The sequence below is a fragment of the Streptomyces sp. NPDC001920 genome (assembly GCF_053594495.1).
The window spans coordinates 482,572-501,003 of sequence record NZ_JBSFEP010000001.1; the positions used below are offsets into that span (position 1 = coordinate 482,572).

Consider the following 18,432-nt stretch of genomic DNA (forward strand, 5'->3'; position numbering starts at 1 on the left):
GCACTGCGTTGTGTCGAGCATGTCGTGCTCAGTTCCTGCCACTGTATGCAGCGTCCGAAGGGTCGGCGAAGTTCCCGGTCAGAACGATGTGTCCGGACGGTGGCCGACGCGGGCCGGGGACGTCGCGCGGGCGGCGCCGCGGCACGGCTCGTCACCGCGTGCCGCGCCCCCGGCGGGCGGTGGCGCCCGGCACGCTCCCGTCGGGCTCGCGCTCCGGCCGAGCCGCCTCGACGATCGTCCGGAACGAGATCACCCCGGCGAGTGAACGGTTCCGCGGCGCGCGTTTGCCCCGGCACAACCGCTCACGGCGCACGGCCGTTGGTGCCGATCCGTCCCCCCGGTCGCCATGGGCGGCCGGCGTCGGCGACACTTCTCGGACGCCGGGCGGGAGGCCGACATTCGGGTCCTGGTCGGTGGTTGTCAGTGCCACGGTCCACAATGGTCCGCGTCAGATCCGTCAAACGCTCGAGCGACCAGAAAAAGAGGAGCCGGCAGCGATGGCCCGCCGCAGCACGAAAACCCCGCCGCCCGACGACTCGTACGAGGAGAAGATCCTCGACATCGACGTCGTCGACGAGATGCAGGGCTCCTTCCTCGAGTACGCGTACTCGGTCATCTACTCCCGCGCCCTGCCGGACGCCCGCGACGGCCTCAAGCCGGTGCACCGCCGCATCGTCTACCAGATGAACGAGATGGGCCTGCGCCCCGACCGCGGCTATGTGAAGTGCGCCCGCGTCGTCGGCGAGGTCATGGGCAAGCTCCACCCGCACGGCGACGCGTCGATCTACGACGCCCTGGTGCGCATGGCCCAGCCCTTCTCGATGCGGCTCCCGCTGGTCGACGGTCACGGCAACTTCGGTTCGCTGGGCAACGACGACCCGCCGGCCGCCATGCGGTACACCGAGTGCCGCCAGGCCGCGGCGACGAGCCTGATGACCGAGTCGATCGACGAGGACACGGTCGACTTCGCCCCCAACTACGACGGCCAGGAGCGGGAGCCGGTCGCGCTGCCCGCCGCCTTCCCGAACCTCCTGGTCAACGGCGCCTCCGGCATCGCGGTCGGCATGGCCACGAACATGCCGCCGCACAACCTCGCCGAGGTCATCTCGGCCGCCCGCCATCTGATCCGCCACCCGAACGCGGATCTGGACACGCTGATGAAGCACGTCCCGGGCCCCGACCTGCCCACCGGCGGCCGGATCGTCGGCCTCGCCGGCATCCGGGACGCCTACGAGACGGGTCGTGGCACCTTCAAGATCCGCGCGACGGCGTCCGTGGAGTCGGTGACCGCCCGCCGCAAGGGCATCGTCATCACCGAACTGCCCTTCTCGGTCGGCCCGGAGAAGGTGATCGCCAAGATCAAGGACCTGGTCGGCTCGAAGAAGCTCCAGGGCATCGCCGATGTCAAGGACCTCACCGACCGCGAGCACGGCCTGCGGCTGGTCATCGAGATCAAGAACGGCTTCGTGCCGGAGGCGGTCCTGGAGCAGCTCTACAAGCTGACGCCGATGGAGGAGTCCTTCGGGATCAACAACGTCGCGCTGGTCGACGGCCAGCCCCTCACCCTGGGCCTGAAGGAGCTGCTGGAGGTCTACCTCGACCACCGCTTCGAGGTCGTACGGCGGCGCAGCGAGTTCCGCCGGAGCAAGCGGCGCGACCGTCTGCACCTGGTCGAGGGCCTGCTCACGGCCCTGGTGGACATCGACGAGGTCATCCGCGTGATCCGGTCCAGCGAGAACAGCGCGCAGGCGAAGGAACGCCTGATGGAGCGCTTCTCGCTGTCCGAGGTGCAGACCCAGTACATCCTGGACACGCCGCTGCGCCGTCTCACCAAGTACGACCGCATCGAGCTGGAGGCGGAGAAGGACCGGCTGGGCCAGGAGATCGCCGAGCTGACCCGGATCCTGGACTCGGACGCGGAGCTGCGCAAGCTGGTCTCCACCGAACTGGCCGCGGTGGCCAAGAAGTTCGGCACCGAGCGCCGTACGGTCCTGCTGGAGTCCGGGGGTGCCCCGGTGGCCGCCGTTCCGCTCCAGGTGGCGGACGACCCGTGCCGGGTGCTGCTGTCCTCGACGGGTCTGCTGGCCCGTACGGCCAACGGCGACCCGTTCGCCGACGACGGTGCGGCCAAGCGCGCCAAGCACGATGTGATCGTCTCGGCGGTGCCGGCCACGGCTCGCGGCGAGGTGGGCGCGGTGACGTCCACGGGGCGGTTGCTGCGGATCAACGTCGTCGATCTGCCGCAGTTGCCGGAGACGGCGTCGAGGCCGAACCTCTCGGGCGGGGCGCCCCTGTCGGAGTTCGTGTCCCTGGAGGGCACCGAGACCGTGGTCTGCCTGACCACCCTCGACGAGTCCTCCCCCGGCCTGGCGCTCGGCACCGAGCAGGGCGTGGTCAAGCGGGTGGTGCCCGACTATCCGTCCAACAAGGGGGAGTTGGAGGTGATCACCCTCAAGGAGGGTGACCGGATCGTCGGCGCGGTGGAGCTGCGTACCGGTGACGAGGACCTGGTCTTCATCACGGACGACGCGCAGTTGCTGCGCTACCAGGCGTCCCAGGTCCGTCCGCAGGGCCGGCCGGCCGGCGGCATGACCGGCATCAAGCTCGCGCAGGGCGCGAAGGTCATCTCCTTCACGGCCGTCGACCCCGCGGCCGACGCGGTGGTCTTCACGGTCGCGGGCTCGCGCGGAACGCTGGACGACTCCGTGCAGACGACCGGCAAGCTGACCCCGTTCGACCAGTACCCCCGCAAGGGCCGCGCCACCGGCGGCGTGCGCTGCCAGCGGTTCCTGAAGGGCGAGGACTGCCTGTCCGTGGCCTGGGCGGGTGCCCTCCCGGCGCGCGCCGCGCAGAAGAACGGCACTCCGGCGGAGCTCCCGGACATCGACCCGCGCCGAGACGGCTCGGGGGTCTCGCTGCCGAAGACGGTGGCGGTGGTTGCCGGACCGGTCTAGGCCGACGGATCGTAGGGGTCCTGGTGCGGCGGGCCGGTCGGGTCCGCCTCGTCAGGGTCTCGTACGTAGCGCAGGACGCCCCACATGCCGTGCTCGTCGGCGTGCGGGGCGTCGCTCTTGCACGACGCGAGTTCCTTGGCGAGGGCCTCGGTGTCGATGCCGGAGCCGATGAGGACGAGCTGGGTCAGGCGGGTCTCGGCGGCGCCCCAGGGCTCCGGGTGAAAGCGGAGGAACCGCCCGACGGCGTGCACGGCGTAGCGGTTGGCGGCGTCGTGCGCGCCGAAGTCGACGTATCCCTTGATCCGGTACAGCCCCTGCGGCCTGCTGTCCAGGAACCGCATCAGCCGGCGCGGGTCGAGCGGGACGTCGGAGGTGAAGGGCAGGCTGTCGTAGCCGGTGTGCAGATGGTCGCTGTGATCGTCGTCGTGCTCGTGCAGGTCGTCGAAGGACAGCTGCCCGATGCGCTCCTCGCCGGGCCGGCAGTCGAAGAGGAACTCGGGGTCGATCCGGCCGTAGGTGGCGGGGACGACGGCGGCGCTGTCGGCGAGGCCGCGGACCAGTTCGAGGACGCGCTCGCCGTCCGGCGCGCGGTCGAGTTTGTTGACCACGACGAGGTCGGCGAGGGCGAGGTGCCGGTCGATCTCGGGGTGCTTGGCCCGGGTGTCGTCGAACTCGACGGCGTCGACCACCTCCACGAGCCCGCCGTACATGGTTCCCGGGTGCTCGCTGGCGAGCACCATGCGTACGAGTTCCTGGGGCTCGGCGAGCCCGCTGGCCTCGATGACGATGACGTCGATGCCGGTGGCGGGCCGGGCGAGCCGCTCCAGGTAGACGTCCAGCTCACTGGCGTCGACGGCGCAGCACAGACAGCCGTTGCCGAGGGAGACCGTCGAGTCGCCGAGCGCGCCCGCGACCGCCATGGCGTCGATCTCGATGGCGCCGAAGTCGTTGACGATGGCGCCGATGCGGGTGCCTCCGCTGCGGTGCAGGAGGTGGTTGAGCAGAGTCGTCTTGCCGGAACCGAGGAATCCGGCGAGGACGACGACCGGGATCTGCTGCGCGGTGCGGCTGTGCCCCAACGTGCGACCTCTCTCACGCCTGTGCGTGCACCGGCTCTCGGCCCCGGCGCACCTACGGAAAATGAATGCCGACCCAGGATACGAACCGCAGGAAACATCGCGAAGTGAACGATTGTTAGCAGTACTTGCTGGGCAGACGTTGGGCAAGGCGCCGGAGTGTGCGACCCTCGCTTCCCTCCGTGCGCCTCCTCTCCGCCTCCCCGCCGATCAGAGCCGCTCGGCACTCTGGGAGACGGCAAGCGCCGCCCACGCCCCGCCGGTCCCCTCCAGTCGACCCACCTTCCGACGACCGGCGGACGGCCGCCTGATCGGGGGTAGTTGACATGGTCACACGGAAGTACTCAGCGGGAAGGCTGGGCACCACCGCTCTCGCCGTCCTGGTCACCGCGGTGACCACGGCGGCAGCGCGTCGACGGCGGTCGGAGCGGACACGTCTGCACGAGAGGCAGCTGGAACTGGAGGAACTGTCGATCCGCCGCAAGGCGCTGGCGCACCAGCAGCGCATGCAGTGGGAACTGCTGGCCAGGGCGATCGACGACCCGTCCCTCGCGGCGGTGATCGACACGTACGACAAGGGCATCCCGGCGGAGCGGCGCCGCCAGTTCTTCTACGCCAACGCCTGGTACGTCCACCTCTACCATCTGCACCGAGCCGGGCTGCTGGACCGGGAGGAGCTGTACCGCCACCTGCGCGAGTTCTTCCAGAGCCCGATCTTCCGCGAGTACTGGGAGGCGTCGCAGCACATGCGCGCCTCCCTGAACGAGATGTCCGAGGAGGCTCAGCTGGGACATATGGTCGACGGTCTCGTCAGGGACCTCGACGAGGCCGACACGGACGAGTGGTGGGTCGTCGGCAACCCGCCGACCGACTGACCGGAGCCGAGGACGGGCAGTGGTCAACACCGAAGGCGCGCGGGCGCGAGTGGGTGACTTTTCGCCGATCCAGCCGCGTGGAACCGGGGATCATTAGTAGGTTTGCTCCCCATCAGTATGCCCAGCCCCATGTTCGTAAGGACCGGTACCTTTGAAGATCGTGCGCCGCATCGGTGTGCCTCCGAGCGCCCGAGGCAGTAACTCGGGAGCCACCTGCCCGGACGTGTTCGAACTCAGCGACGGCAACTTCGCTGTGATCGGCACCGAGGCCACCGAGGCGCTTGAGCGGGAACTGCCCGCCGACGCCGCCCGCGCCGACTACGAGCGCATCGTCATCGTCAGCCGGGAGACGCTCATCCGCGCCAAGGCAGACATCCCCGACGTCTGAGACCACCGCACGAGCACGTGTCCGCTCCGGGCCCGTACCGTCGCACGCCCCGGCCGCGCGCCATCCGTTGAGCGAGCCGGGCGACCGATCCGGCGAGCAGCCGGCACCCCGTCACTGCTCGATCCCCACCGATGAGGCCTGGCGCCAGAACGGCACCAGGCCACACGCGTTTCTCAGGCCGCCTCCGGCACCCGCACCGGCTCCCCCGGCCGCACGAGCACCGCACAGGCCTGACGCCGCCCCGGCCCCGCCCGGAGCACAGTGGGAGCCCCCTCAGGACGGCACCTCGGCACAAGTCAGGTTAGGCTCACCTCTGTGAGTACGTGCTCAACCGTCTCGCGCGACCTCGACGAGCCCATCGCGGGGACCGCGGCGACCGCGACGACCTGGCTGCTGCTGGAGCAGCCCGGTCCTTGGGGTGCCAAGGCGCTCACCCAGAGCCACCTGGACCCCGCCCTGGGGCGTGCCCTGGAGGCGGCCGCGCAGGGCACGGGCGTCCGCGTCGCGCTGATCCGCCGTCCCGGGCGGCACGCCGACTGCGGAACCGCTGCCGAACGCACGGTCTACGTGGCCCACACCGTGCCCGGACAGGTGTGGCTGCGCACCGCCACGACCCATGAGCCCGAGCGGCTGCTCGACCTGGACTTCACCGCCCTCGGCGCGGGCGACCACCGCTCCTTCGACGCGGTGCTCCAGGGGCGGCCCCACACCGGCGATCCGCTCGCCCTCGTCTGCACCAACGGCAAGCGGGACCGCTGCTGCGCCCTCCTCGGCCGTCCGCTCGCGGCCGAGCTGAGCGCGTCCGGCGTGGACGGCGTCTGGGAGGTCACCCACCTGGGCGGACATCGGTTCTCCCCGACGCTGCTCGTGCTGCCGTACGGCTACGCCTACGGCCGTGTCCAGGCCCACGCGGTCAAGGAGCTCCTGCACCGCGTGCAGGAGGGCCGCATCGTCGTCGACGGGTGCCGCGGGAACTCTGCCTGGGAGCGGCCCGGCCAGGCCGCCGAGCTGGCCGTGCGCACGGCGACGGGCGAGGACGCCGCGCAGGCTCTGCGCGTCGTGCGGACGGACGGCGCGGCCCCTCGCTGGGACGTGACCGTCGCCCACGTGGACGGGCGGCACTGGCAGGTCGTCGTGGCCCAGGGCGCCTCCCTGCCGCCCCGCCCCGAGAGCTGCGGGGTCTCGGTGCTCGGCTCGCCCGCGCGCATGGACGTGGTGGCGGTACGCGAGCTCGCCCTGGCCCCGCCCGCGCTCGCGGGCTGACGGGGCGCGCCGTGGCCGGGCGGGCCGCGGCACATGGACCGGGAGATACCCGCCACACCCCTCTACGGCGGTTCCCGCACGTCCACGTACCTTCGTGGGTATGAGCCCCACTCCCCCCGCACGCCGCCTGCGCCTCGCTCTGCCCCGGCGGATGTTCGCGCAGGTGCTGCTGATGCAGGTGGCGATCGCCGCGGGAGTCGCGGTGCTCGCGACCGGACTGTTCCTCGCCCCGCTCAGCGACCAGCTCGACGACCAGGCGATGCGCCGCGCGCTGTCGATCGCGCAGACCACCGCCGCCCAGCCGCAGATCGCCGAGGACCTGGTGAGCACGCCCGCGAGCGCCGACGGACCGGTCCAGCGGGAGGCCGAACGGATCCGTCTGGCGACGAAGGCCGAGTACATCGTCGTGATGGACCGGCGCGGGGTGCGCTGGTCGCACCCCACCCCGGCCGAGATCGGCAGGCTCGTCTCGACCGACCCGGGCCGGGCCCTGGCCGGTCACGAGGTCATGCAGATCGACGACGGCACCCTGGGCCGCAGCGCCCGCGGCAAGGTGCCGTTGCGCGACAGCGACGGCGACATCGTCGGGGCGGTCTCGGTCGGTATCGCGTACGACAGCGTGCGGGCCCGGCTGCTGCACGCGATCCCCGGGCTGTTCGCGTACGCGGGCGGTGCCCTGGCGGTCGGTGCGCTGGCCGCCTGGCTCATCTCCCGCCGGGTCCAGCGGCAGACCCGCGACCTGGCCTTCTCCGACATCTCGGCGCTGCTGGCGGAGCGCGAGGCGATGCTGCACGGCATCCGGGAGGGCGTCGTCGCCCTCGACCGTGACGGCCGGGTCCGGCTCCTCAACGACGAGGCGAGGCGGCTGCTGGGCATCGGCGACGAGGCCGTCGGCCGGTCCCTCGACGAGGCGCTCGGGCAGGGCCGTACGACCGATGTGCTGGCCGGCCGGGTGACGGGCACGGACCTGCTCACGGTCCGGGGGCAGCGAGTCCTGGTCGCCAACCGGATGCCCACCGACGACGGCGGTGCCGTCGCCACCCTGCGCGACCGCACCGAGCTGGAGCAGCTCGGCCGGGAGCTCGACTCCACCCGCGGGCTGATCGACGCCCTGCGCGCCCAGGACCACGAGCACGCGAACCGCATGCACACCCTGCTCGGGCTGCTGGAACTGGAGATGTACGACGACGCCGTGGAGTTCGTCGGGGAGGTCGTCGGCGATCACCGGGCCACCGCGGAGCAGGTCGCCGACAAGATCCAGGACCCTTTGCTCGCCGCTCTGCTGGTCGGCAAGGCGACGGTGGCGGCCGAGCGCGGCGTCGCGCTGCGCCTCGCGGACCGGACGGGGCTGCCGGACCGGCTGATCGACCCCAGGGGGCTCGTCACGGTCGTGGGCAACCTGGTGGACAACGCACTGGACGCCGTCGCGGGCACACCCCACGCGCGTGTGGAGGTCGAACTGCGCGCCGAAGGGCGGACCGTGATCCTCCGGGTACGCGACTCGGGGCCGGGAATCCCCGAGGAGCACCGCGAGTTGATCTTCACCGAGGGGTGGTCCACGAAGCAGCCGCCCGCCCACCGCGAGCGCGGCATCGGGCTCTCGCTCGTGCGCAGGCTCGCCGAACGGCAGGGTGGCAGCGCGGCAGTGGACGAAGCGCCCGGCGGGGGCGCGGAGTTCATCGTCGTCCTGCCCGAGGCGCTGGCGGAGCCGGATCCGGCACCGGTCCTCACCGTCCCGTCGGATCCGCACACCGTCACCGAGGAGGAGTCGCGATGATCGAGGTCCTGGTCGTGGACGACGACACGCGCGTCGCGCGCGTCAACGCCGCGTACGTCGAGAAGGTCCCGGGCTTCCATGTGGCCGGTGAGGCGCACAGCGCGGCGGAGGCGTTGCGCCGGATGGAGCTGCTGCCCCGCCTCGACCTGGTCCTCATGGACCACTACCTGCCCGACGAGACGGGACTGTCGGTCGTCCAGGAGATGCGCCGGCGCGGCCACCAGGCCGACGTGATCATGGTGACGGCGGCCCGGGACGTGTCGACGGTGCAGGCAGCGATGCGGTACGGCGCCCTGCAGTACCTGGTGAAGCCGTTCGCCTTCGCGGGTCTGCGCGCCAAGCTGGAGGCGTACGCGGAGCTGCGCCGTACCCTCGACGGCGGCGGCGAGGCGGAGCAGGCCGAGGTGGACCGCATCTTCGGCGCCCTGTCGGCGCCGTCCGAGCCGGACCTGCCCAAGGGGCACTCCCCCACGACCGCGGAACTTGTACGCCAGTCGCTGATGCACGCGGAAGGCCCCCTGTCGGCCCAGGAGATCGCCGAGCGGACCGGGGTGAGCCGCCAGACCGCCCAGCGCTATCTCAAGCTCCTGGAGCGCACCGGACGGGCCCGCCTCACCCTCAAGTACGGCGACGCGGGTCGCCCGGAACACCGTTATGTGTGGGCGACCCGCGCCTGAGGCACGGCCCGTGGGGGCGGGGGAAGGAACCGTGCCTCCTCTACATACGGATGAAGGCGGCGCAATCGTCAGCCGACCGCTCGGCGCTTTGCCCGAGCCGCTTGCGTCAGGCCGCTCCCGCACCCGTCAGCGACCGCACCTCCGTCTCCGCGTGCTTGGCCTCGTCGGGCAGCTCCGCCGAGGTCACCGTGCCGAGCCAGCCCGCGACGAAGCCCAGCGGGATCGAGACGAGGCCGGGGTTCTGCAGCGGGAAGCACTGGAAGTCGGCCCCCGGGAAAAGGGAGTCGGGGCTGCCCGAGACCACCGGTGAGAGCAGCACGAGCGCCACGGCCGGGGCCAGGCCCCCGTACACGGCCCAGACGGCCCCGCGCGTGGTGAAGTTTCGCCAGAACAGCGAGTAGAGCAGCACCGGCAGATTGGCTGACGCGGCGACGGCGAAGGCGAGGCCGACCAGGAAGGCGACGTTAAGGTCGCGGGCCAGGAGCCCGAGGGCGATGGCCACCACGCCGATGCCGACCGCGGCGACGCGCGCGACGGCCACCTCGCTGCGGGGCTCGGTGTGTCGGCGCCGCAGGGAGGCGTACAGGTCGTGGGCCACGGAGGCCGAGGAGGCGAGGGTGATGCCGGCGACCACCGCGAGGATGGTGGCGAAGGCGATGGCGGCGACCACGGCGAACAGAACCGTTCCGCCGGTGGAGTCCGCACCGCCGCCCAGATCGAGGGCGAGCAGCGGTACCGCCGTGTTCCCGGCCGCGTTCGACCCCCGCACGGCCTCGGGCCCGACGATCGCGGCCGCCCCGAAGCCCAGGACGATCGTCATCAGGTAGAAGCCGCCGATGAGTCCGATCGCCCAGACCACCGAGCGCCGCGCCGCGCGGGCCGTGGGCACGGTGTAGAAGCGGGAGAGGATGTGCGGCAGCCCTGCGGTGCCGAGGACGAGCGCCAGGCCCAGGCTGATGAAGTCCAGCCGGGCCGTCCAGTCACCGCCGTACTTCAACCCGGGCGCCAGGAACGCGGAACCGTGGCCGCTGCGCTCGGCCGCCGTGAGCAGCAGCCGGTCGAAGTCGCCGTGGAAGCGCACCAGGACGAGCGCGGTCAGGGCGACGGTCCCGCCGAGGAGCAGAACGGCTTTGACGATCTGGATCCAGGTGGTGGCACGCATCCCTCCCAGCGACACGTAGATCACCATGAGTGCGCCGACGCCGACGACGGCCCAGGTCCGCACCGCCTCGCCCGCACCCCCGACCAGCAGCGCGACCAGGGTGCCCGCCCCCACCATCTGCGCCACCAGGTACAGCACGGACACGGTGACCGAGGAGGTTCCCGCCGCGATCCGTACGGGGCGCTCCCTCATTCGCGCGGCGACCACGTCGGCCAGCGTGAACCGGCCGCAGTTGCGCACCAGTTCGGCGACCAGGAACAGCACCACCAGCCAGGCCACGAGGAAGCCCACCGAGTACAGCAGTCCGTCGTAGCCGAAGAGGGCGATGAGTCCGGAGATGCCGAGGAAGGAGGCGGCGGACATGTAGTCGCCGGCGAGGGCAAAACCATTCTCCATGGGCGAGAAGAGCCTGCCGCCCGCGTAGAACTCCTCCGCCGACCCCTGCTTCCTGCGGCTCACCCACGTCGTGATCGCCAGGGTGACGGCGACGAACACGCTGAACAGGATCAGCGCCAGTCTCTGGTGCTCTCCCGTCACGAGGCACCGCCTTGTGTGACGCGCGTCAACTCCTGGGTGTCCCAGCGCAGTTCGAGCGCCGCGCGGTCCCGGCGCAGCCGTGCGTGACGGACGTAGGCCCAGGTGAACAGGAAGGTGGTGAGGAACTGTCCGAGCCCCGCGAGCATCGCCACGTTCACGGCGCCCGCCACGGGCCGGGCCATCAGCTCCGGCGCGGTGGTGGCGGCCACGACGTACGCCACGTACCAGGAGAGGAACACGGCGACCGCCGGAACCACGAACCGGCGGTAGCGACCGCGCACCTCCTGAAAGGCCGCGCTGCGCTGTACCTCCAGGTACACATTGCCCGCGACCGGCGGCGCCGCCTCGGGAGCGTCCGCACCGTCCGACTCCCCCCACCCGGCCGCCAGCGCGTCGTACCAGGGATCGTCGTACCGCATGTTTCTGGCGTCGCGGGGACGACCGTCGCTTGAGTACATGTCCAAGCATGGACAGAACGGAAGGATCCCGGACTCGGCTTCTTCGTACGCTTCACCCCATCAGGTGATTCACCCGCTGAAGCACGCATATGTCGTGCCGACCGCGTCCGTACGCCGCGTACGTACCTCGGGCGGACGGTGCGGGTGGGAAACCCGGACAACGCGTGAGGCCCAGGCCGGCAGAACCGGCCTGGGCCTGGGCGCAACGGCTACGCGTCGATGCGCGACCGGTCCAACGTCGCCGCGGACCCGGAGATGAACTCCTTGCGCGGGGCCACGTCGTTGCCCATCAGCAGATCGAAGACCCGCTCGGCGGCCTCCAGGTCGGAGAGGTTGATCCGGCGCAGCGTGCGGTGGCGCGGGTCCATGGTCGTCTCGGCCAGCTGGTCGGCGTCCATCTCACCGAGACCCTTGTACCGCTGGATGGAGTCCTTGTAGCGGATGCCCTTGCTCTGGAACTCCATGAGCTTGTCGCGCAGCTCGCGGTCCGAGTACGTGTAGACGTACTTCTCCTGGCCCTTCTTCGGCTGGATGAGCTCGATCCGGTGCAGCGGCGGTACCGCGGCGAACACCCGGCCCGCCTCGATCATCGGCCGCATGTAGCGCTGGAACAGCGTCAGCAGCAGGGTCCGGATGTGGGAGCCGTCCACGTCGGCGTCGGTCATCATGATGATCTTGCCGTAGCGGGCGGCGTCGATGTCGAAGGTCCGCCCGGAGCCCGCTCCTATGACCTGGATGATCGCGCCGCACTCGGCGTTCTTGAGCATGTCGGTCACGGACGACTTCTGGACGTTGAGGATCTTGCCGCGGATCGGCAGCAGCGCCTGGAACTCGGAGTTCCGGGCAAGCTTGGCGGTGCCGAGCGCGGAGTCCCCCTCGACGATGAACAGCTCGCTGCGGTCCACGTCGTCGCTGCGGCAGTCGGCGAGCTTGGCGGGCAGCGACGACGACTCCAGTGCCGTCTTGCGGCGCTGCGCGTCCTTGTGCTGGCGGGCCGCGATGCGCGTACGCGCGGCGGCGACCGCCTTCTCCATGACGACCCGGGCCTGGGCGGCGGCGTCACGCTTGGTGGAGGTCAGGAACGCCTTGAGCTCCTTGGAGATCACGGTGTTCACGATGCGGCGGGCCGCCGAGGTGCCGAGGACCTCCTTGGTCTGCCCCTCGAACTGCGGCTCGGCCAGGCGCACGGTGACGACCGCCGTGAGTCCTTCCAGGGCGTCGTCCTTGACGATGTCGTCCTCGGCGACCCTCAGCAGCTTCTTGGCGCGCAGCACCTCGTTCATGGTGCTGGTCACCGCCGTCTCGAAGCCGGCGACGTGGGTGCCGCCCTTGGGGGTGGCGATGATGTTCACGAACGACCTCAGGGTCGTGTCGTACCCCGTGCCCCACCGCAGCGCCACGTCGACGTCGAGCTCACGGGTGACCTGGGTGGGGGTCATCTGACCGTGCTCGTCGAGGACCGGGACGGTCTCCCTGAAGGTGCCCTGGCCGGAGAAGCGGAGGACGTCGCATACAGGCTTGTCGGTGGCCAGGAACTCGCAGAACTCACTGATGCCGCCGTCGAAACGGAACGACTCCTCACCCTTGCTGCCGCCCTCGCCGAGGCCGAACTCGTCGCGGACGACGATGGTCAGTCCGGGCACCAGGAACGCGGTCTGCCGGGCGCGCTGGTGCAGGGTGTCCAAGGAGAGCTTGGCGTCCTTGAGGAAGATCTGGCGGTCGGCCCAGTAGCGGGTGCGGGTGCCGGTGCGGGTCTTGGGGATCTTCCTGGCCTTGCGCAGGCCGCCCTTCGCCTCGAACTTGGCGTTCGAGCCGTCCCCGGCGAAGACGCCGGGGACACCGCGCCGGAAGCTGATGGCGTGGGTGTGACCGGCCCGGTCCACCTCGATGTCCAGCCGGGCGGACAGGGCGTTCACCACGGAGGCGCCCACGCCGTGCAGGCCGCCGGAGGCGGCATAGGAGCCGCCTCCGAACTTGCCGCCGGCGTGCAGCTTGGTCATGACGACCTCGACGCCGGACAGTCCGGTCTTGGGCTCGACGTCGACCGGGATGCCCCGGCCGTTGTCCCGGACCTCCACGGAGCCGTCGTCGTGGAGGATCACCTCGATGTGGTCGCAGTAGCCGCCGAGTGCCTCGTCGACGGAGTTGTCGATGATCTCCCACAGGCAGTGCATGAGACCGCGGCTGTCGGTGGAGCCGATGTACATGCCCGGGCGCTTGCGCACGGCTTCGAGGCCCTCAAGGACGAGCAGGTGCCGCGCGGTGTAGTTGGAACCGTCCCGGTCTGCTCCTGCCAGCAGCGCTGTGGACGGCACGGACGTCTCGGCGGTCACGCGGTTCGCTCCTCGCTGAATTTCAGATGACGCCCCGATGGGTAAGGGCGCGGCTTCGGTCGCCGTCAAGAGGGTACCGAGGCCTGGTAGAGCCGTTGTAACGCCACCCTCGTGCGAAACACAGACTAGTCCAGGCTCGCATACCTGTTCGATCCCTCGATGGGGTGAAGTACATATCACGTTCCCTTCGGGGCATGAACCATTTAGGCTCCGGGCACGTCCTCATGAACGAACCGGCAAGCCAGCCGGGAGGACCTGACCTTGACCGACAGCGCGAAACCGTAAGCAAGACAGAGACGCACTACGGCACATTCGCCGCCACACCGGCAGCAGCCAGCCCCCTCGGAAAAATTTCACTGAGGGAGAAGCCACGAGCGGGAACGTTTTGGGGCTGGTTGGATGTTGACCCTGGTACGACAGCTCGTCGAGCTAGAGAAGAGGCGACGTGACTACTGTTCTGACCCCCGCGAGCCCGCTGACGGCCGCTGACCGCTGCGACCGCTGCGGCGCACAGGCATACGTGCGTGTCGTCCTGCTCAGCGGTGGAGAACTGCTCTTCTGCGCCCACCACGGCCGCAAGTTCGAGCCGGAACTCAAGAAGATCGCCGCTGAGATACAGGACGAGACGGAGCGGCTGACGTCCGTTCCGGCATCCGCGTCCGAAGAAGAGCGCTGACATCTCGCACTACGACGAGCCAGCCCCGGCACAGGCCGGTTGACGGGCGGCCGCCCCTGAAGAGCAGGGGCGGCCGCCCGCGCTCGTACCCGCGGGCCCTCGGGTCCCGTCAGGCACCCGTGGGAGCACTGCGCCAGCGCAGGGCCCGCGCGACTTCGGACACCCGCGTGTAGACGCCGGGACTGCCCGCGCGACCGCAGCCGCTCCCCCAGGACACGAGCCCGATCAGCTTCCCCTGAGCGACCAGCGGCCCTCCGCTGTCCCCCTGGCAGGCGTCCCTGCCCCCTTGCGGCTCCCCTGCGCAGACCATGCTCTCCGCGAGGTACCTGCCGTCGCCGCCGCCCGGATAGGCCTCCTTGCACAGGGCGTCCGACAGCACACGCACGCGTGCCGCGCGCAGGCTCCGCGCGTAGTCGCCCGCGCCCGTGATGTCCCCCCAGCCGTAGACCAGCGCCGCCGTCCCCGGCGCATAGGCGGGGTCACCGGTGCCGGCCATGCCGATGACCGAGCCGGCGGGCAGGGGCCGAGTGAGGGAGAGCACAGCGAAGTCCCCGGCGTTGGTGGCGCTGTCGTAGGCCGGGTTCACCCAGGTGGTACGGACACGGATCTCCTGTCCCTGGCTCGACAGCAGATCCGTACGGCCCGCGATGACGCTGAGGTCGCGGACGCGGTCCGGAGCACCCCCGAGGACCTCCTCGCTCATGCAGTGGGCCGCGGTCAGCACGGTGGACCGGCCCACCGCCACGCCCACGCAGAACTGCCCCGCCCGCGTACCCCCGAACCGGTCACGGCTGGACAGCGCCACGGTCCACGGGCTCTGGGACACGTCGACCGGGAACCCCCCGACGACGACACTGTCGGCGGCCGCGGGAGCGGCGGAGACCAGCGGTATGGCGGCGGCGACGGCCGCAAGGACCAGGGGCCGGGTCAGCGGCCGGGCAAAGGAACGACGCATGGACCCTCCTCACTCTGGGGTGGTCATGGGACACCCAGGGTGATTCAGCCCGCCGCGACCCGCACCCGCGCGAACAGCGCGATCGCCACTGCCGCGACCTGCTGGTCCGCCGCGCGTCACGGGACGCGGCGACGATCTTCGCGGTACGCCGCTCCTCGGCCCGCCGCCGCGACGCCGGCTCAGCCGCCCCCGCCGGCCCTGTCCCGCAGCGGCTCCGGCTCCGGCTCCGGGGCCTTGCCGGGCCAGATGGTGGTCACCACGGGCCAGATCAAGCTGTACACCAGGACCTTGGTGAGCGGGTTGAGCCAGACCAGCAGCGGAGCACCTTCCTCCAGGCCACCGACCAGCACCACCAGACCGAAGATCATGCCGACGCTGATCGTGTACGCCAGCAGGAACCTGAACCAGGACTTCCAGGCGTCCGCCACGGCCGCGCGACCGTAGAGCCTGGGGCGCGGCGCAGGGGCGTCACCGCCGAAGCGGCGCGCGAACTTCGCGTCGGCCCAGCGCACGGTCCGATGGCCGTACACCACGGTGATGCCGAGATAGGCCGCGGACAGGCCGTGCCAGACGGTCGGCTCCGCTCCGTCCCGGACGCTGAGGACGGTGGCGGTCAGGAGTACGACGTCGATCAGCGGGACGCAGACCAGCAGTGCGCCGCCCAGGAGCCGCCGGCCGGCGGCGTAGCGCGCCGCCAGGCCGCCGACGAGGAAGACCCAGAACAGCACGTCACAAGCGAGAATCAGATAGAGGATGACAGGCTCCCTTGCGCGAAAGTTCGATCGTCATTGTCCCGGGCGCTTCCCCGTCCGATATCCGGTTTCGGCCAGCACGGACCGGCCGGGTTCAGGGCGCGGACGCCGCTTCCGGGGCGAGCAGAGTCGTCAGGACCGTGGCCACGGTCGCGCCGCGGGCGTCCCGCAGCAGACTGCGCAAGACGACGCGGTCGCGGCCGGCCTGGGTGTCCAGGGTCTCCGGAGTGACCTCGGCCCGGAGGCTGTCGCCCGCGTGGATCGGACGGACGTACTCGAACCGCTGCGCCAGATGCACCGTGCCCTCGGTGCCGAATCCGAAGGCCGGGTCCTCCAGCAGCGGCCAGTACGCGTCCCCGGCGACCAGCGCGGCGAACGTCGGCGGGGCGACCAGGTCGGGGTGGCCGGCCGCGCGGGCGGCCTCCGGACGGTGGTAGACGGGGTGCGGGTCGCCGATGGCGTCGGCGAACGCGCGCACTGCGGCGCGGGTGACCTCGTACGGCTCGGCAGCGGCGAAACTTCGGCCGAGATACGCCCTGTTGACCGCCACCTGGATCAGCCGCCGCCCACGGCGTGCGCGCCGCCGTCGACGTGCACGATCTCGCCGGTGGTGGCCGGGAACCAGTCCGACAGCAGCGCGACGCAGGCCCGCGCGGTGGGCTCCGCGTCCGCCGCGTCCCACCCCAGCGGCGCGGCCCGGTCCCAGAAGTCGCCGTCGAACCCGGGGACGCTGCGGGCGGCGGTGGTCGCGAGGGGACCGGCGGCCACCAGGTTGACCCTGATCGCACGGGGTCCCAGCTCGCGGGCGAGGTAGCGGGCGCAGGACTCCAGCCCGGCCTTGGCCACGCCCATCCAGTCGTACCCCTCCCACGCCCGGGAGGCGTCGAAGTCCAGGCCGACGACCGAGCCGCCCTCGTCCATGAGCGGAAGCACCGCCGTGGTCAGGGACTTGAGGGAGTACGTCGAGACGTGGACCGCGGTGGCGACGTCCTCCCACGGCGTCGACAGGAAGTTGCCGCCGAGGGCGGACGGCGGGGCGTACCCGATCGAGTGCAGGACCCCGTCCAGGCCGTCCACGTGCTCCCCCACCCGGTCGGCGAGGGTGGCGAGCTGGGCGGTGTCGGTGACGTCCAGCTCGATCACCGGGGGCGGTTCGGGCAGGCGTTGCGCGATGCGCCGCACCAGGCTGGGCCTGCCGTGCGCGGTGAGCACGACCCGCGCGCCCTCGGCCTGCGCTACGCGCGCCACGTGGAAGGCGATGGATGCCTGGGTGAGGACGCCCGTGACCAGGACGCGCCGGCCTTCGAGGATGCCCATCAAGTCTCCTTGCGGTTGTTACGGGGGCTCGGTGCCCGCTCAGTGCCCCATCGAGGAGCCGCCGTCGACCGGGACGACGGCCCCGGTGACGTAGCCCGCGCCGGGCGAGGCCAGGAACCCGACGACACGGGCCACTTCCGCGGGCTGCGCCATACGGCCGAGCGGGACCTGGCGGAGGTACTCGGCCAGCAGTTCCTCAGCCAGCCGGGCGGTCATGTCGGTCTCGGTCAGGCCCGGTGCGACGATGTTGACGGTGATGTTCCGCGGCCCCAGCTCGCGCGCGAGGCTGCGGCCGAAGCCGATCAGACCCGCTTTGGACGCCGCGTAGTTGGCCTGCCCGGCGGACCCCTGCAGCGCGACCACCGACGAGACCAGGACGATGCGTCCGCCACGCTGCCGCAGCATGCCGCGCACCGCGCGCTTCACCACCCGGTAGGCGCCGGTCAGATTGGTGTCCAGGACCTCGGTGAAGCGGTGCTCCGGCATGGCGGCCAGCAACTGGTCCTGCACGATGCCCGCGTTGACCACCAGGACCTCCACCGCGCCCTGCTCGGCCTCGACCGCGCGGAAGGCGGCATCGACCTCCGCGGTGTCGGTGACGTCGCAGCGCACGGCGAACAGTCCGTCGGGCGGTGAGCCCTTGCGGTAGGTGACGGCGACCCGGTCACCGGCCGCGCGCAGTTCCTCCGCCACGGCCAGGCCGATGCCGCGGCTCCCTCCGACGACCAGGCAGGAGCGCGGCATCAGGCGCTCCGGATCGCTTCCACCGCGGCGAGGCGCTCCGCCACGTGGCGGTTCAGCCGGTGGCCGCGCAGCGTCTCGGGGGAGGCGGCGCGCGCTCCCGCGACGGTGCCCAGGCAGTCGGCCGCGCCGCACAGGCAGTCGAACGGGGCGACCATGTCCCATTCGGTGGAGGGGTAGAAGAAGGCCAGCTCCTCCCCCGCGGCGACCGGCCGCAGGGTGCGTACGTCCATCCGCTCGGCGTCCACGTACACGTTGGGCGTGCAGGAGTGGTTGAGGTAGCGGACCTGGGGGCCGTCGATGTGCCGGCCGCCGACGTCGATGGTGTAGACGGACGGGGCGTCGGCGATGACGCATTCACTGAGGTCGGCGACGGCCTCACCCTCGGCCAGCGGGCGGGCGGCGACGACACCGGCTCCGTACGGACGGTCGTGGACGACGACGAAGGCGTTCTCGGACATGACGGTTTCCTTCTTCCCTCCGCGGGCGGA

17 protein-coding genes are annotated in these 18,432 nt (G+C 71.2%); 7 read left to right on the plus strand and 10 right to left on the minus strand.

Annotated features, from left to right (window positions below; translation table 11 throughout):
* Window positions 1-497: 497 nt before the first annotated feature.
* A complete protein-coding gene (locus tag ACWCPI_RS01975) occupies window positions 498-2,954 on the plus strand; it encodes a DNA gyrase/topoisomerase IV subunit A (protein ID WP_451036243.1) in 2,457 nt (818 codons plus the stop codon).
* Here ACWCPI_RS01975 and ACWCPI_RS01980 read toward each other — a convergent pair.
* On the minus strand, window positions 2,951-4,033 hold the full coding sequence (locus ACWCPI_RS01980; RefSeq protein WP_451036244.1) for a CobW family GTP-binding protein: 1,083 nt from the start codon (window positions 4,031-4,033) through the stop codon (window positions 2,951-2,953). The two genes, ACWCPI_RS01975 and ACWCPI_RS01980, sit on opposite strands and share 4 nt — an antisense overlap.
* A 323-nt stretch (window positions 4,034-4,356) precedes the next feature.
* On the opposite strand from ACWCPI_RS01980, the gene ACWCPI_RS01985 reads away from it, so the two are divergent.
* The 5 genes from ACWCPI_RS01985 (at window position 4,357) to ACWCPI_RS02005 (ending at window position 9,010) form a co-directional block, all read left to right on the plus strand.
* Window positions 4,357-4,905 (plus strand): DUF6082 family protein, encoded by a 549-nt coding sequence (locus ACWCPI_RS01985; protein ID WP_451036245.1) that lies wholly within the window; start codon window positions 4,357-4,359, stop codon window positions 4,903-4,905.
* Between the two features lie 151 nt (window positions 4,906-5,056).
* A complete protein-coding gene (locus tag ACWCPI_RS01990) occupies window positions 5,057-5,293 on the plus strand; it encodes a hypothetical protein (RefSeq protein ID WP_451036246.1) in 237 nt (78 codons plus the stop codon).
* 315 nt (window positions 5,294-5,608) lie between these two features.
* Window positions 5,609-6,556: a sucrase ferredoxin gene (locus tag ACWCPI_RS01995; protein ID WP_451036247.1), complete on the plus strand. Its 948-nt coding sequence runs from the start codon at window positions 5,609-5,611 to the stop codon at window positions 6,554-6,556.
* Window positions 6,557-6,656: 100 nt separating this feature from the next.
* Window positions 6,657-8,333 carry an ATP-binding protein gene (locus ACWCPI_RS02000; protein ID WP_451036248.1) on the plus strand — a complete coding sequence of 559 codons (1,677 nt, stop codon included), beginning with the start codon at window positions 6,657-6,659 and terminating at the stop codon, window positions 8,331-8,333.
* Window positions 8,330-9,010, plus strand: a complete 681-nt coding sequence (locus ACWCPI_RS02005) for a response regulator (protein ID WP_451036249.1) — start codon at window positions 8,330-8,332, stop codon at window positions 9,008-9,010. The genes ACWCPI_RS02000 and ACWCPI_RS02005 overlap by 4 nt, the downstream gene beginning before the upstream one ends.
* Window positions 9,011-9,116: 106 nt before the next feature.
* Here the strand turns inward: ACWCPI_RS02005 and ACWCPI_RS02010 are convergent, their stop codons facing one another.
* The 3 genes from ACWCPI_RS02010 to ACWCPI_RS02020 form a co-directional block, all read right to left on the minus strand.
* Window positions 9,117-10,709 (minus strand): solute symporter family protein, encoded by a 1,593-nt coding sequence (locus ACWCPI_RS02010; protein WP_451036250.1) that lies wholly within the window; start codon window positions 10,707-10,709, stop codon window positions 9,117-9,119.
* Complete coding sequence (locus tag ACWCPI_RS02015; protein ID WP_451036251.1) at window positions 10,706-11,128, minus strand: DUF485 domain-containing protein; 423 nt, start codon at window positions 11,126-11,128, stop codon at window positions 10,706-10,708. The genes ACWCPI_RS02010 and ACWCPI_RS02015 overlap by 4 nt, the downstream gene beginning before the upstream one ends.
* A 248-nt stretch (window positions 11,129-11,376) precedes the next feature.
* Window positions 11,377-13,500: a DNA gyrase/topoisomerase IV subunit B gene (locus ACWCPI_RS02020; protein ID WP_451036252.1), complete on the minus strand. Its 2,124-nt coding sequence runs from the start codon at window positions 13,498-13,500 to the stop codon at window positions 11,377-11,379.
* A gap of 445 nt (window positions 13,501-13,945) precedes the next feature.
* On the opposite strand from ACWCPI_RS02020, the gene ACWCPI_RS02025 reads away from it, so the two are divergent.
* Window positions 13,946-14,176, plus strand: coding sequence for a DUF7455 domain-containing protein (locus ACWCPI_RS02025; protein WP_030945102.1), 231 nt, complete (start codon window positions 13,946-13,948; stop codon window positions 14,174-14,176).
* A gap of 109 nt (window positions 14,177-14,285) precedes the next feature.
* Here the strand turns inward: ACWCPI_RS02025 and ACWCPI_RS02030 are convergent, their stop codons facing one another.
* The 6 genes from ACWCPI_RS02030 to ACWCPI_RS02055 all read right to left on the minus strand — a co-directional run bounded on the left by ACWCPI_RS02030 (window position 14,286) and on the right by ACWCPI_RS02055 (window position 18,402).
* Entirely contained in the window at window positions 14,286-15,131 is an 846-nt protein-coding gene (locus ACWCPI_RS02030) for a serine protease (RefSeq protein WP_451036253.1), read from the minus strand.
* Window positions 15,132-15,310: 179 nt separating this feature from the next.
* Window positions 15,311-15,859: a hypothetical protein gene (locus ACWCPI_RS02035; RefSeq protein WP_451036254.1), complete on the minus strand. Its 549-nt coding sequence runs from the start codon at window positions 15,857-15,859 to the stop codon at window positions 15,311-15,313.
* A gap of 118 nt (window positions 15,860-15,977) precedes the next feature.
* Entirely contained in the window at window positions 15,978-16,433 is a 456-nt protein-coding gene (locus tag ACWCPI_RS02040; RefSeq protein WP_451036255.1) for an FAS1-like dehydratase domain-containing protein, read from the minus strand.
* Between the two features lie 5 nt (window positions 16,434-16,438).
* Window positions 16,439-17,203, minus strand: coding sequence for an enoyl-ACP reductase FabI (gene fabI / locus ACWCPI_RS02045; protein WP_451036256.1), 765 nt, complete (start codon window positions 17,201-17,203; stop codon window positions 16,439-16,441).
* 36 nt (window positions 17,204-17,239) lie between these two features.
* A complete protein-coding gene (gene fabG, locus ACWCPI_RS02050; protein ID WP_451036257.1) occupies window positions 17,240-17,944 on the minus strand; it encodes a 3-oxoacyl-ACP reductase FabG in 705 nt (234 codons plus the stop codon).
* Entirely contained in the window at window positions 17,944-18,402 is a 459-nt protein-coding gene (locus tag ACWCPI_RS02055) for an SET domain-containing protein-lysine N-methyltransferase (protein ID WP_451036258.1), read from the minus strand. The genes fabG and ACWCPI_RS02055 overlap by 1 nt, the downstream gene beginning before the upstream one ends.
* Between the last annotated feature and the right edge of the window lie 30 nt (window positions 18,403-18,432).